General features: G+C 64.0%; 13 protein-coding genes. 5 read left to right on the plus strand and 8 right to left on the minus strand.

Annotated elements, in window-relative coordinates:
- Window positions 1-125: 125 nt before the first annotated feature.
- Together ACE3TJ_RS17185 and ctrA are read right to left on the minus strand one after the other, a co-directional pair.
- On the minus strand, window positions 126-3,221 hold the full coding sequence (locus ACE3TJ_RS17185) for a DUF748 domain-containing protein (protein WP_374598350.1): 3,096 nt from the start codon (window positions 3,219-3,221) through the stop codon (window positions 126-128).
- Between the two features lie 173 nt (window positions 3,222-3,394).
- Window positions 3,395-4,108 (minus strand): response regulator transcription factor CtrA, encoded by a 714-nt coding sequence (ctrA, locus tag ACE3TJ_RS17190; protein ID WP_293781234.1) that lies wholly within the window; start codon window positions 4,106-4,108, stop codon window positions 3,395-3,397.
- A 303-nt stretch (window positions 4,109-4,411) separates the two neighbouring features.
- Here ctrA and ACE3TJ_RS17195 point away from each other — a divergent pair, with 303 nt between their 5' ends.
- Window positions 4,412-4,786, plus strand: coding sequence for a hypothetical protein (locus tag ACE3TJ_RS17195; protein WP_374598353.1), 375 nt, complete (start codon window positions 4,412-4,414; stop codon window positions 4,784-4,786).
- A gap of 13 nt (window positions 4,787-4,799) precedes the next feature.
- On the opposite strand, the gene ACE3TJ_RS17200 is transcribed toward ACE3TJ_RS17195, so the two are convergent.
- Both ACE3TJ_RS17200 and ACE3TJ_RS17205 read right to left on the minus strand, forming a co-directional pair.
- Window positions 4,800-5,027: a hypothetical protein gene (locus ACE3TJ_RS17200; protein WP_374598355.1), complete on the minus strand. Its 228-nt coding sequence runs from the start codon at window positions 5,025-5,027 to the stop codon at window positions 4,800-4,802.
- 140 nt (window positions 5,028-5,167) lie between these two features.
- The gene (locus ACE3TJ_RS17205) at window positions 5,168-6,112 is read right to left on the minus strand and encodes a homocysteine S-methyltransferase family protein (RefSeq protein WP_374598357.1); all 945 of its coding nucleotides are present in this window, start codon (window positions 6,110-6,112) and stop codon (window positions 5,168-5,170) included.
- Between the two features lie 237 nt (window positions 6,113-6,349).
- On the opposite strand from ACE3TJ_RS17205, the gene ACE3TJ_RS17210 reads away from it, so the two are divergent.
- Window positions 6,350-7,018, plus strand: a complete 669-nt coding sequence (locus ACE3TJ_RS17210) for a TetR/AcrR family transcriptional regulator (RefSeq protein ID WP_374598359.1) — start codon at window positions 6,350-6,352, stop codon at window positions 7,016-7,018.
- Here the strand turns inward: ACE3TJ_RS17210 and ACE3TJ_RS17215 are convergent.
- Both ACE3TJ_RS17215 and ACE3TJ_RS17220 read right to left on the minus strand, forming a co-directional pair.
- The gene (locus ACE3TJ_RS17215; protein ID WP_374598361.1) at window positions 7,007-8,047 is read right to left on the minus strand and encodes an alkaline phosphatase D family protein; all 1,041 of its coding nucleotides are present in this window, start codon (window positions 8,045-8,047) and stop codon (window positions 7,007-7,009) included. The genes ACE3TJ_RS17210 and ACE3TJ_RS17215 overlap by 12 nt on opposite strands.
- Window positions 8,047-10,281 (minus strand): TonB-dependent receptor, encoded by a 2,235-nt coding sequence (locus ACE3TJ_RS17220; RefSeq protein WP_374598363.1) that lies wholly within the window; start codon window positions 10,279-10,281, stop codon window positions 8,047-8,049. Before ACE3TJ_RS17220 ends, ACE3TJ_RS17215 begins: the two co-directional genes overlap by 1 nt.
- 309 nt (window positions 10,282-10,590) lie before the next feature.
- On the opposite strand from ACE3TJ_RS17220, the gene ACE3TJ_RS17225 reads away from it, so the two are divergent.
- From ACE3TJ_RS17225 to ACE3TJ_RS17235, 3 genes are all read left to right on the plus strand, one after another.
- Complete coding sequence (locus tag ACE3TJ_RS17225) at window positions 10,591-11,010, plus strand: rubrerythrin family protein (RefSeq protein WP_374598365.1); 420 nt, start codon at window positions 10,591-10,593, stop codon at window positions 11,008-11,010.
- 251 nt (window positions 11,011-11,261) lie between these two features.
- Window positions 11,262-12,599 carry a heterodisulfide reductase-related iron-sulfur binding cluster gene (locus tag ACE3TJ_RS17230; RefSeq protein ID WP_374598367.1) on the plus strand — a complete coding sequence of 446 codons (1,338 nt, stop codon included), beginning with the start codon at window positions 11,262-11,264 and terminating at the stop codon, window positions 12,597-12,599.
- Window positions 12,600-12,613: 14 nt separating this feature from the next.
- Window positions 12,614-13,207: a DUF3501 family protein gene (locus ACE3TJ_RS17235; protein WP_374598370.1), complete on the plus strand. Its 594-nt coding sequence runs from the start codon at window positions 12,614-12,616 to the stop codon at window positions 13,205-13,207.
- Here ACE3TJ_RS17235 and ACE3TJ_RS17240 read toward each other — a convergent pair.
- Both ACE3TJ_RS17240 and ACE3TJ_RS17245 read right to left on the minus strand, forming a co-directional pair.
- Window positions 13,204-13,392 (minus strand): PLD nuclease N-terminal domain-containing protein, encoded by a 189-nt coding sequence (locus tag ACE3TJ_RS17240; protein ID WP_374598372.1) that lies wholly within the window; start codon window positions 13,390-13,392, stop codon window positions 13,204-13,206. The two genes, ACE3TJ_RS17235 and ACE3TJ_RS17240, sit on opposite strands and share 4 nt — an antisense overlap.
- Before the next feature lie 19 nt (window positions 13,393-13,411).
- Complete coding sequence (locus tag ACE3TJ_RS17245; RefSeq protein WP_374598374.1) at window positions 13,412-13,615, minus strand: hypothetical protein; 204 nt, start codon at window positions 13,613-13,615, stop codon at window positions 13,412-13,414.
- Window positions 13,616-13,635 lie beyond the last annotated feature (20 nt).

Consider the following 13,635-nt stretch of genomic DNA (forward strand, 5'->3'; position numbering starts at 1 on the left):
AATCACACCGAATGGTTAAGGCTTTCTCTCGCACGCGGGCGGAGAGCCGAACGGACAGAGCTGCGATACGATCGTAAAAATATCCGCAAGCCTGATGGGGCGTCGAAAATCCGCCCGGAACCTGCCTATTCGAGCGAGAGTTCCATGCGGACCGCGCTATCCTTGGCCTTTGCGGCCTGCCGTGTCGAAAGGAACACACGTGCCGGATCAATTGCGCCGTCCGCGAGCAGCGCATCGCGTACGGCCTCGGCACGGGTCCTGCCGAGCGCGGCGAGTTCGGCATCCGTCGGCAGGAACTTGGGCCGCAGCGTGTCGGCCATCAGCGCGGCTTCACGGTTCCGGCGTGCATCGCGTTCGCTGATGCCGTCCTTCTCTGCCGCCGTGCTGTCGGCGGCGCTCACCGTGTCGGAGGGTTCAGGGAAGTCCGGGCTGCTGCCGAGCTTTGCCTTGTAGAGATCCTTCAGCCGGTCGTGGCGCTTGTCGGGCGTCAGCGCGGCAAGATCGGGGGATTCGCCTTTCTTGATTTCCCGCGCCATCGCGGCTTCGGCCATGCGCTGGTTGGCGATTGCGATGGCATCGGCCTCGATGCCGGGGCTCGCCGGAATATCGAGCTTGAGCGCGGGCCGATCGGCGAGCCCCTTGGCGAGTGCGGAGAGATTCTTGGCCGCACTTTCGGGAAGCGCGGCGGAGCCCGGCACGAAATCGACGAACTGCGCCTCCTCGGCGCCCGCGAACAGCGATCCGATGAAGCGGAAAGGGGCCGTGACGATCTTTTCCAGGATATTGCCGATGATCTTCCAGATGATCGGCCCGAGCCGGAACTGCGGATCGTCGAGCGATCCGGTGATAGGCACTTCAAGGTCGATCACGCCATTCTTGTCCTTCAGCAGCGAGGTGGCGAGCCGGATCGGCATCGGCACCTTTTCCCTGCTGTCGGTCGCCGCGCCCCATTCGAGCTGGTCGATGATCACGTGGTGATCGGCTTCGAGTGCGCGGTTGTCGATGCGGTAGCCAAGCTCCGTGGTCAGCTTGCCGCGCGCGATCGCATAGCCCGCATAGCGTCCCGAATAGGGGTTGAAGACCGGCAGTTCGATATTGCGGAACGCCATCTTCACATCGGTCTTGCGCTCGTAGGCGAGGAGGTTGGCGCGGCCCGCGATCTTCACCGGCGAGAAGCGGTTGATGACATGTCCGTCGAGGTCGATCTCGGCGACCGCGCCCGGCATGTTCGAAATGCCGGTCACACGCCCGCGCAAGGACTCGATCCGCGCCTCGAAGTTCGGCTGGATCGAATAGTCGGCGAAGCTCATCGTGCCGCTGTCGATGTCCAGCCGCTTCAGGACCACGGGAATCGCGGGCGCTGCCTGCGGGGCAGCGAGCGCCGCCTGTGCGGCGATTGCCTTTGCGGCGCGCGCGGCCTCGATGCGCTTCGTCTCCGCGCGCCGCTCGGCACGCGTCATGCGCTGGGCGGATTTGGCGGGAACCGGCGGTGCCGCTGCAACACCGGCGGCCGCCGCGAAATTGAATGTCCCGTCCCGCAAGATGGCGACCCGTCCCGTGGGGCGGCTTAGGCGGGCGTGGGCGATCTCTACGCGCGGTGATGCCGGGCCGCGGTAGTCGATGCCCGAAAGCGCGAGGCGCCGCCACGAGAGGAGCTCGCTGCGGCCCGCGCGTTCGAACAGCCGCAAGCCTGCGACGACCGCATCGCCGGAGAAGCGCGCCTTCGGCGCCGTGCCTGCATCGGAAACGATGAGGCGCCCTCGAACGCCGAGGTCGCCGCCTTTCAGGTCGAGCGCGGGGTAGGGCGGCATATAGGGCAGCGCGGCCTTCAGCGGGAAACCCGCAAGTGCGATGCGGAGATCGGCACTCCCCGGCGGAAGAAGCGTGCCTTCGGCGCTCAGCGTCGCCGTTTTGTTGATACGCGCATCCGCCGAAACGGCGATCGGCCGGTCCGGCGCTGTTAGGTCGCCGCGCGCCGTTGCGTTCGCCGCGATGTCGAATACGGCTGCCGGGGAAACGGCGCGGTCCTCGAAGCGCAGCGCGGCGTCGGACAGGGAAAACCCGCCAAGCGCGATCTGCCAGGGCGCCGTCTCGTCGCTCACCGCGGGCTTCGCTACCGGCGGAAGCAGCGCGGAAAGGTCGATCGTGCCGTTTTGCGCGCGTGTCGCTTCGCCCTTCAGGCCCTCGGCGCGGATATCGCGGATATCGATGCGGCGGCGGGCAACGTTCACGCGGACATCGCTGATCATAAGGCCCGCGAGACGCATGGGTTCGATGCCTGCGCCCGCCGGGCCGTTCGCGGTTGCATCGCGCAGCGCGAAGTGCGGCACGATGATCTCTGCGGCCATCGCGCCGTTTTCCGGGATCGCGAGCGCGAGGCTGGCTCCGTCGACATCGACTTCGCCGAGCCGGGCGCGGCCGCGAAACAGGTCTTTTCCGTCGAAGGCGAGGCTGGTCAGGCCGAGTTTCGGCAGCATCGCCGACAGTGTCGTGGCACCGCCCTTGTAACGGAAATCGTAGGAGCCGTGCAGGTCGATCAGCCCGTCAGACAGGGCCACCGGCAGCATCTCGCCCAGAAAATCCTGAATCGATGCCGCCTCCAGATGGCGAACCGTGAAGCTGCCGTCCGATGCGATCGGCGCCATCGAGACGTGGCCCTGCCACGCGAATGTTTCGCCGCGTTCGCTTTCCGCTTCGAACCGGAAGCCGCCGCCTTCCGAGCGTGCCGTGTGGAAATCCCTCAGTGAGAAGCTGATCGGCGCCAGCAGCTTCGCCGGTTTGGCGGCGCGGCTGTGATCGGCAAAGGCGATGCGCCCGCCCAACACCGAAAGCTCGCCGATCAGCACGGCGGGCACCGGTTCCGGGCTCGGCGGCGGAACGAGTTCGAGAAGGTTCAGCGTTCCATCCGGGCGGATCAGCGCATGGACGGCAGGGCCGTCGATCCGCACCTCGTCGAAGCGGTAGGCATCGGCGAAGAGCGACAGGATCGAAAAATTGAGATGGACGTGCCTTGCCGCGACCATGGGTGTGGCTGCGTCCGGGATCGCGATGTCGGAGATGTCGAGCTTGAACCCTAGCGGGTCGACCTTGATCTCGCCGAGGTGAAGGGGTTTCTTCAGCTCGTCTCGCGCCCAGGCCGTTGCCTGGCTGCGAATGAAATCAGGGGCGAGCCACGTTCCGGCCGCCCAATAGGCGGCAAACAGCACAGCGAGCGCTGCCACCGCAAGAAATGGCCTTGACCGAACCAGCCCAGCCATTGCGCGTGCCGTCCGCTCCCCCAGGTTCGGGCGCATGATGCGTCCGGGGGGCGGCAATGGCAAGCATCGGGCCTTTGCGCAAACGAAAAGAGCGGCCCGAAAGGGGCCGCTCTTTCAGAACGATAGCGTGTCCGCGATCAGGCGGCGGCGACTTCGGTCGCAGCGGCCGATCCGGTTTCGGGATCGCGCAGCACATAGCCGCGGCCCCACACCGTTTCGATGTAGTTCTCGCCGCCGCACGCCGCCGAAAGCTTCTTGCGCAGCTTGCAGATGAACACGTCGATGATCTTGAGCTCCGGCTCGTCCATGCCGCCGTAAAGGTGGTTCAGGAACATTTCCTTGGTGAGCGTGGTGCCCTTGCGGAGCGAGAGCAGCTCCAGCATCGCATATTCCTTGCCGGTCAGGTGCACGCGGGCACCGTCGACGTCGACCGTCTTGGTGTCGAGGTTCACGCCAAGCTTGCCGGTCTTGATGACGGACTGCGAATGGCCCTTCGAGCGGCGGACGACGGCATGGATGCGCGCCACCAGCTCTTCCTTGTGGAAGGGCTTCGTCACGTAATCGTCGGCGCCGAAGCCGAGGCCGCGAACCTTCGATTCCATCTCGTTCTGGCCGGAAAGGATGAGGATCGGCGTCCCGACCTTCGCAAGCCGCAGCTTCTTCAGCACGTCGTAGCCGTGCATGTCGGGCAGGTTCAGGTCGAGGAGAATGATGTCGTAGTCGTACAACTTGCCGAGATCGAGGCCTTCTTCGCCAAGATCCGTGGTATAGACGTTGAAGCCTTCGCTCGAAAGCATCAGGTCGATGCTCTTCGCCGTGGTCGCGTCATCTTCGATCAGCAGAACCCGCATTGAGTAGCCCTCTTCATGTCCCCCAACGGCAAACAGCCAATCCCGGCCCTGCCGCGTACAATCCGTTAACCATGCCCGTTATGGGTTACAAAGGTTAACGCCGCGTAAAAGTTAACGTGCTCGCGGTTTGAATTGTTCCTGTGGCACTTGAGTCACGGTTTGTTTCGTTTTGAATCAGTTATGGAATCTCCGCAGCAAGGCGACATTAACCACGCACGGGCATACTGGCCCCATGCGCTGCCAACACCCATCGATCCCTGAAGACGCAGTCATGCTCCGCGCGGAACTGCGGGGGTGCGCGCTGTGAAGACGCCGTATGATGATGACCGCAGGCTGAGGCGCAACGAACTGGACGATATCCGCCACGCGCTCGTCGGTGCTGAAGCGCAGCTTTCGGTTTTCGCCGGGGCGATCGTCGATGCCGACGCGACGCTGCGCCGGGAGCGGGAGGCACGGGCGGCGGATCCTCCGTTCGATGTCAGCCCCGACGCGGCCGTGCGCCGATCCGAGATGCTCCGTCTCGCGCGGGAGCTTGCACGGCTCGAAGACGAGATCGAGCGCCTGCGCGCCGCGCTGCTCGTGAAGTTCGAAGCCCTGCGCCCGATCGAGACCGCAAGCGAGGACTACGCCGCCGCGAAACGCGCGGAGGCCGCGCGGAAGGCGACGGCCCAAGGCTGAATCCCCACACGCTCTAGCGCAGCCGGCCGGGGAGCCGCACCGCGACAATGACCGGCTTTTTTGCCACGGTTGCGGTTTGCGCTGCCTTGCAAATCCGACGCGGCGACTTGACGCGACCTGCTTCGTGGGGGCGAAGCGGTGCGATCTTGCACTCTGCGGCGGTAGCAAACACCGAAGTGGCGCCGCCGAGCGTAGCAAAGCTCATGATGCCGGCAATGATGAAGAACCTGACGAAACGCATGATGGGTTTTCCTTTGCTGTGGGAGAGCAAGCATGGAGCGGCGGCGCGGGCGGGGAGGGGACGGTCCCGCGCCGCCGCGGTTCGGGCGATCATCGGCAAGCGGCACCGGTGCGAGGGTGGGGACCGGTGCAGGTTTCCGATTACGCCGCGAGTGCGTGGGCGCACATGGCGCCGACATGACGGTGATCGGTGCCGCAGCAGCCCCCAAGCACGGTGAGTGCAGGGAGCGCTCGCAGCAGCGCAGCATTCTGCGCTCCGAGCTCGTCGGGGTTGCCATCATCGAGTTCGGGCGCCTCGTTCAACTCGGCGTGACTCATCCGCGATGCGTTGGTGCGAAGTCCGCGCACGCGCCGCGTCCAGTCGCCGCCTGTTTTCAGCATGGCTGAGAAGTGATCGGGATGGGCGCAGTTGATCATGTAATAGGCGGGAAAGCCCCCTGTCGCATCATCGACGGCGTTGATCGCCTCGGCCAGTGATTGACCGGTGGGCAGGCAGCCGTCCGTCTCCAGCGTGAACGATAGCGCGGCGGGAAGTCCGGCAGCTTCTGCAGCGCGTGCTATGCCGATGGCCTCGGGCGTATTAGTCATGGTGATCGCCGTCACCATGTCGGCGCCCGCTTCGGCGAAAATGCCGGCCTGAAAGGCGTGATAATCGCGGGCCGCGTCAGCGCTCATGATTGCATCTGCGACGTAACCGTCGCCGCGCGGACCAATGCAGCCGCTGACGATGACGGGCATCCGGTCACTCGCATATGCGGACTTGAGTTCGTGCATCAGTGCGATCGACTCGCGGTTGCTCTCGGCGAGTGCTGCCTCCGAGTAGCCGAGAAGCGCCCCCCAGTCGGGGCTTGCCCGCCACGTCGGGCTTTCGAGGATGAAACCGGCGCCGTTCGCCTGCGCAATCTCCAGATAGCGAAGGTAGTAAGCGTGGAGCGTCCTGCGGCCTTCCTGTGTGCGCATGAGGTCGAATGCAGCGAAATGCGGCAACTCTAGGCCGTCGTGGAAGATCAGCGTGGTTTCAAGGCCGCCGTCGGTAAGGAAAAGGCGATCGCCAAGCTGCGGCAATGTTTTGAAAGTGTTGTACATGACAATGGTCTCCGTGGGCCGTCCGTCGGCGTGTCGCGGTTGAACATCGGCCAAAGTCGGAGCACTCTCCAGAAGGCAAGCGGTACTCAAATACTGATCCTTTGATATTTCTTTTGAGATCAGCGGCTTGTTTTACAGGCGCCGTTTGTCCCGCGCGGGGTGTATCACCGCGAAAATATAGGAAACTGTACCATTGGTATGGTAAACGCGGGTTCTGAAATCGGGCATAGGGAGCGGATGAATGCGCCGATGACGATATCGTCCCGCAAGGGCATGACGCGCGGGGAAGCGACGCGCGACCGCATTCTGGAGATTGCGGAAGCCTCCGTGCTGGCCAAAGGGTTTTCCAACACGTCGATCGACGAGATTATTGCCGCGGCCGACATCACCAAGAGCGGATTTTTCTATCATTTTCGCGACAAGACCGACCTCGCGAAAGCGTTGCTTGAGCGGTTTATTCATGACGACAACGCCAAGCTCGACGCGATCTTTGCGCGCGGTCGGGATCTCTCCGACGATCCGCTGCATGGTTTCCTGATCGGCCTGAAGCTCTTCGCCGAGATGATGGCCGAACTGGAAACCGCGCACCCGGGCTGCATGGTTGCAGCGGTTGCCTATCACGACAAGCAGTTCAACACCGAGGTGCGCGGGCTCAATGCCACGGCAGTGCTCGGCTGGCGAAGCCGTTTCCTTACGGCCCTCGAGGAGATCGCCGAGCGATATCCGCCGCGCGCCGACGTCAATCTCTCCCACCTTGCCGATATGCTCTCGGCACTGGCGGACGGCGGCATCATCCTTTCGCGCGTGCTGGATCAGCCGCGCCTCCTGTCAGAGCAAATCCTGCTTTATCGCACCTTTGTTCGCCTGGTCTTCCTCGGCGCGAAGATTGAGGGGTCAGACCTGTAGCGCCGAAAGCCGCACTGTTTCCGCGAGCACGATCTGACCTTCGATACTTTCCACCTCAAGCCGGATTTCGGGATCGCGCTGCTCCCAGTCGATGAGGATGCGCCCGTAGTTCTGGCCCATGAACCCCTCGCCTACACGCAGGCGGTTCGGGCCGAGAAACGGCCAGACTTCGGTGAGCCCCGACGACGTGAGATCGTAAAGCGGGTAGGGCACGCCCTCGGTGAGCCGGGAAAGTTCCGCATAATGCGTGTCGCCCGAAATCATGATGAGGCCGTTCACGTCGGCAAAGTCGATGAGATCCAGCAGGCGCTGGTGATCGGCCTGATAGTTGATCCACGCTTCGTAGCCCGGCGCGTCGGCGAGCACCTGTGTCGAGGATGCGAAGATGCGTAGCTCTGCAGGCTTCTTGAATTCCGCCTCCAGCCAGTCCCACTGCTCGGCGCCGAGCATGGTCGCGGCGGGGTCGCTGTTCGCCAGATACGGCCCGCGGTCCTTCGGCTCCTCGGTGATGCCGAGAAGGCCGGAGCGGAACCAGCGGTTGTCGGGCATGATGATCTGCACGCGTCGCCCATCGGGGCCGATGATCGTGCTCGTGTAATTGCCCGCCCGGCTGCGACGCGGGCTCGTCTTCGGCTCCATCCAGAAATCGAGGAAGATGTCCTTCGACGCCTGCTTCATCGGATATTCGCGCCCGGCGTCGTTCTCGCCGTAGTCGTGATCGTCCCAGATCGCGAGGCAGGGCGTCTTGCGGCGCAGGCGCTGGAAGCCGGGCTTTGCGGCCAGCTTCGCGTACTTGGCGCGCAGTACGGCCATGTCGCGTGTGTCGCCGTAGATATTGTCGCCGAGGAACAGGAACAGCTGCGGGTCGAACGCATCGACCCGATCCCAGATCGGTTGCGGCTTGTCCTGATGCGCGCACGAGCCGAACGCTATGCGGCTGAGCGCGGTTTCACCGGCGAGCGCGACGGTGGGGAGCGCGGCAAGCGCCACGCCCCCGGCCATCACATCGCGGCGACTGACGCCTGTCATCAGAACGCGGCTTTCAGCGTCGCGAACACCTGACGCGGCGCGCCGATCATCAGCGTCTGCGAGTCGCCGCGGTTGCTGAAGCCGTTGGTGCCAACGGTCGACACGTACTTCTTGTCAAGAAGGTTGGTGCCGCTCACTTGCAGCTCATAGCCTTCCGCGATGCGCCAGCCGATGCTGGCGTCGACGATCGCGCGCGCGCCGACCGAGACGTCGTTCTCGTAGCTGTAGTAGCGCTTCGACATGTAGTTCACGCCGATGCGTCCGAAGAACAGTTCGCCGTCGTAGCTGAGTTCGCCCTTGGCGAGGTGCTTGGGCGAGTCGACCGTGGTCTTCCCGTCGGTCGCCGCGATCAGCGTTCCTTCCGCGTTCACGACATCGTCCTGATAGGTCGAGTCGTTGTAGCTGTACGAGGCGAAGAGCTTGAAGCCCGCGCCGAGCTTCACCTCACCCGCCGCTTCAAGGCCGTAGGAGCGGACCGAGCCGACGTTTTGGAGGACGGACGGGTTGCCGATGATGCCGGCGCCGGTGGAGAAGCCGAGCAGGCGGTTGCGGAAGTTCACGTAATAGGCGCCGACGACGCCGTTGAAGCTGCTGCCGCGGAAGCGGACACCGGCTTCGTACGTGTCTGATTCCTCGGGCTTCAGCGTGCCCTTAATGGCATCGAAACCGGCCTGCGTGGTGCCGAAAGGCCCGCCCGTGGACGATGCCGTGAAGGCGCGCGCGACCTGCGTGAAGCCGCCGAACATCTCCAGGTAATCGTTGATCTCATAGGCGAAGCCCGCGTGCGGCTGGAACCAGTCCTCGGCCTTGATCTTGCCCTGCGCGAAGGTGCTGACGACGATCGGCGTCGCCGTATTCGTCACCTTGAAGCCCTTCCAGCCGAGCGTGATCGTGGCCGCGCCGAGCGTGATGCGGTCTTCGACATGATACTGGAACGTCTCGGTGTCGAAATCCGATTCCCACTGCGTGAAGAACGGGTTCTTCTGGAAATCGAGTGAATTCCGCGACGGGCTCAGCCGATCGGTGAGCCCATAGAAGCGCCGCGCCTGCTGGAAGTCGTTCTTCTCGTACCAGCCGCCCACGGTGATTTCGTTGAAGGCGATTTCGCCGGTAACGCTGCCGAACAGGCCCTTGCGATCGATGTCGTATTCGGTTGTGCGGATCGAGAGCGGCGCCCCGCCCGGCGTCTGCACATAGGGCGTATACCAGATGCCCTGGCCGTGGTTGTTGTGCCAGTAGCCCTTGAGCGCGACGGTGACCGTCTCGCCGACCGGCGCCTCGACGCCGATCGCGGCGAGATAGTCCTTACGAAGACCGGCGGCATCGAAATAGGCGTCGTCGATGGTCGCGAACGGTGCGGGCAGAGCGCCCTCGGCCCAATAGGCATCAGCGAGCTGGACGGCGAGGCGGTAGTCGCCCGAGATATTGTCCCAGTCGTAGCCGAGGCGACCGATCATCTCCTTCGACATGTCCTGATAGTCGTTCTCGCGCCGGTCGGAGAAGCTGAAGGTGCCGGTGACGCGCGCGTCGCCGAGCGCGGCGACCGCCTTGGCGTTCAGCATGTGATGACGCTGCTCGCCCACGCCCTTCCACTTGTCCATCCCGAGATAGCCATAGGAGATGTAGGCGCCCGTGCCCTCGGTGCCGCCGATCTCGCCGCTTTCGAGGCGGGCGAAGGCGCGGATCGTGTTCTCGGTGCCGTAGCTCCCGGAAACGTCGAGGCCGAAATCCCGGGCCGGCGCGCGCGAGAGGAACTCCACCGTACCGCCAAGGTTGTTCGTCGCCTGCGTGCCGAGCCCGCCCGAGCCCTGCGAAACGCGCGTGAGGCCGAGGTTCTCGGGGCTGATCGCGCGGTTGACGTGAAGGCCGTTCACGTTGCCGTAGCTGTGGTCGCCAAGCGGAATGCCATCGAGCGTGAAGCCGAGCTGGTTCTGGTTGAAGCCGCGGATCGAAAGCCGCTGCGACCATTCATAGGCGCCGAAGGCGTCTGCCGACTGGAAGTTCACCGAAGGCAGCTTCTCGATCGACTTCAGCGGGCTCGTGCCGGGCGCGAGCAGCGCGATATCGGCCGCATCGAGTTCCTGCACCTGCCGCGTCTGGCCGGAGCCGAACACGACGATCTCTTCATCGAGCGCAGCGGTATCGGCGGCGGCTTCGCCCGTCTGCGCGAAAGCGGAAGTGGAAAGCACGAAAAGGCTGCTGGCGGCCAGCAACACGGCGCAAGTCGAACGCATGAAATCCCCCATTGGTGCGGTAAACGCGGTTGGCGGCGGGAGGCCTAGGCGCGGCGTGTGACGGCGCTATGCGATTGATATGAAGCTTTTTTGCACGCCATATTGCAGTTCGGGGGCGTTGCCGAATTGCTGCGAATGATTTGCATTACCCTGATAAGTCGTGCGCTATTTATTGATCCGGTCGATCAGCCTCACGCAGAAAATGCGTTGGCGGTTGCGGGTGGCCACCGATAGCCTTGATGCTGAAATCAGGCCTGCGTCCGCGCCCGGCCGGTTTTCGCGATCGATCACTGGGGAAGGAGAGGGATCATGGGCCTCAAGGGCACGAAGACCGAAGACAATCTGAAGGCTGCTTTCGCGGGTGAGAGCCAGGCGAACCGCCGCTATCTTTATTTCGCGCAGAAGGCAGACGTCGAAGGCTACAACGATGTAGCCGCGGTGTTCCGCTCGACGGCGGAAGGCGAAACGGGCCATGCGCACGGCCACCTCGAATATCTCGAAGAGGTGGGCGACCCGGCAACGGGCCTCGCCATCGGCACGACGTCCGACAACCTGAAGTCGGCGATCGCGGGTGAGACGCACGAATATACCGATATGTACCCCGGCATGGCGCGCACCGCGCGCGATGAGGGCTTCGACGAGATCTCCGACTGGTTCGAGACGCTCGCGAAGGCTGAAAAGAGCCACGCCGGCAAGTTTCAAAAGACACTCGACACGCTCGACGCCTGAGAGGGCAAGAGCGGCAAGAGTGTCCGCTGTGGGAGGCGAGGGGCGGGTCCCAGGGACCGGAACCGCCCCTCCCGTAGCCTCTTTGAAATCAGCGCTGCGAGCGTCCGTTCGGACGCACGGCATCAGTTCCCGTTTCCGTCTCGGGAGACAGGCGGACACGTGTTTCGTGTGGGAATTCGCGCCGTGCGTCCGACCGGACGCTTTCAGAGGCATATCCATGCTCTTGAAGCCAGAATCGTTGGGGAACACCGATGCGTGAGGGCAGTCTGGAGGCGCCGACGCGCCATCCGATCGATTGGGAAAACCCGGACTATTATGACGAGGCGCAGCTCGAAGCCGAGCTGACGCGCGTGTTCGATATCTGTCACGGCTGCCGCCGCTGCTTCAACCTGTGCGACAGCTTCCCGATCCTGTTCGACCTGATCGACGAATCGCCAAGCGGCGAGATCGACGGTCTGGACCCCAAGACCGACTATAAGGCGGTCGTGGACGCCTGCACGCTCTGCGACATGTGCTTCATGACGAAGTGCCCTTACGTGCCGCCGCACGAATGGGCGCTCGACGTGCCGCACCTGATGCTGCGTGCGCGCGCCGTCGAGCACCGGCACGGCCAAACGCACCTCGCCGACGCGGAGTTCGCGAAGACTGATCGCAACGGCAAGCTCGCGAGCTTCCTGTCGCCGCTCGCCAATTGGGCTACGGACGCCGGAAACGGCCTGACGCGCACGGTGATGGAAAAGACGGCGGGCATCGACCGCGAGGCGTGGCTGCCGCCGTTCGCGGATACGCCGCTCGACCGCCGCGGCGATCTCGACCGGATCGATGTGGATGCGTCGGCACCTGCCGTGGGGCGCAAGGCGGCGCTCTATGCGACGTGTTTTGCGAACTGGAACATGCCGGGGCCGGGCGAGGCGGCGGTGAAGGTGCTGAAGGCGAACGGCGTCGAAACGCGCATCGTCTATCCCGGCTGCTGCGGGATGCCGAAGCTTGAGAACGGTGACCTTGCAGCGGTCGCCGAACAGGCGCGGACGGTTGCGGCCGCCTTCGCGCCGCTGATCGACGAAGGCTTCGATGTCGTGGCGGTGACGCCCTCGTGCGCGCTGATGCTGAAGTTCGAATGGCCGCTCATCCTGCCCGGCGATCCGCTGGTCGCGAAGCTGGCCGGGGCGACGTTCGATATCACCGAGTACGTGGTCGATATTGCGAAAAAGGAAGGGCTCGCGCCCGGGATGCAGCCGCTCGGCGGCGATATCGCGATCCATCTTCCGTGCCACAGCCGCGCGCAGAACATGGGGCAGAAGGGCGCCGAGATGCTGCGGCTGATCCCGGAAGCGAAGGTGGGCGTCGTCGAGCGCTGCTCCGGGCATGGCGGCAAGTGGGGAATGTTCAAGACGAATTTCGCCACTGCGCTCAAGGTCGGCAAGCCGGCGGGCCGCGCCATGCTGAAGACGAATGCGGCCTTCATGGTTTCGGAATGCCCGCTCGCCGGGCCGCACCTCAAGCAGGTGATGGAGCGCGAGGGCGGGGAGAGCGTTCCGCAGCAGGTGCCGCATCCGATCGAACTGCTTGCCAAAGCCTACGGGCTTTAGAGGAAAGACGCTCCATGTCCCGCGAAACCCGTGTCATCGAACCCGCCGACATCATGGACATGCGCGCCTACGGCGAGCAGCGGAAGGCGCTGCGGCTGGGGCATGTCGAGACGAAGAAAAAACGCCGTCTTTCGGTTGGGCCGCACGTGACGGTTTTCTTCGAGTCGTATGACAGTATGTGGCTGCAAATCCATGAAATGCTTTATATCGAGCGTGGCGGGGCAGGGCAGCTCCCGGACGAGCTGGCCGCCTATAATCCGATGATCCCGAACGGCCGCGAACTGACCGTGACCTTGATGTTCGAGATTGACGACCCCAAGCTGCGCGCCTCCATTCTCGGGCGCCTCGCCGGGGTCGAGGATCATATCTACCTGCACCTCGGCGAAGCGCGCATCGCGGCGGTGCCCGAGGGCGACGTCGAGCGTAGCCGGGAGGATGGCAAGGCGTCTTCCGTCCACTTCCTGCATTTCCCGTTTACGCAGGAGCAGATCGCGGAATGGCGGAGTGGCCGCGGCACGGCGATCTTCGGGATCGATCATCCGAACTACGGCCACATGGCCATCATCGGCCCGGAGATGCGAGACGTGGTGGGCCGGGATTTCGGTTAAAGCGCCGTCACGCGGTTTCCGCGCGGACCTGCGAGGAACCACACCACGAGGCCGATCAGCGGGAACACGATGATGCCGATCGTCCATGCGACCTTCGCGCCGGTCGTCGCGCCGCTGCCCCACACGCTGATCACCGCCCAGATGTCGAGCGCCAGGATGAGGAGGCCGATAAGTCCATATTCCATGAGGTAAGTCTCCTGCGTGTCAGGCGGTCTTGCCCTTGGCGGCCGCACGGCGCGCGGCTTCGAGTTCGGGGCCTTCGGCGCCGTCCACCGCTTTCGCGGCCTCGCGCGCCTTGGCATCCACCTTGCCGGATTTTGCAAATGCGTGCTGCGCGTCCTGATATTTGCGCGCGCCTTCGTAGCTGCCTTCGCCTTCCAGCTTCAGGTTCGATTTCCGGTCTTCCATGAAACCCTCCATGTCGTGCC

Origin of the sequence: Sphingosinicella sp. (genome assembly GCF_041916975.1) — a bacterium.
Classification (GTDB): domain Bacteria; phylum Pseudomonadota; class Alphaproteobacteria; order Sphingomonadales; family Sphingomonadaceae; genus Sphingosinicella.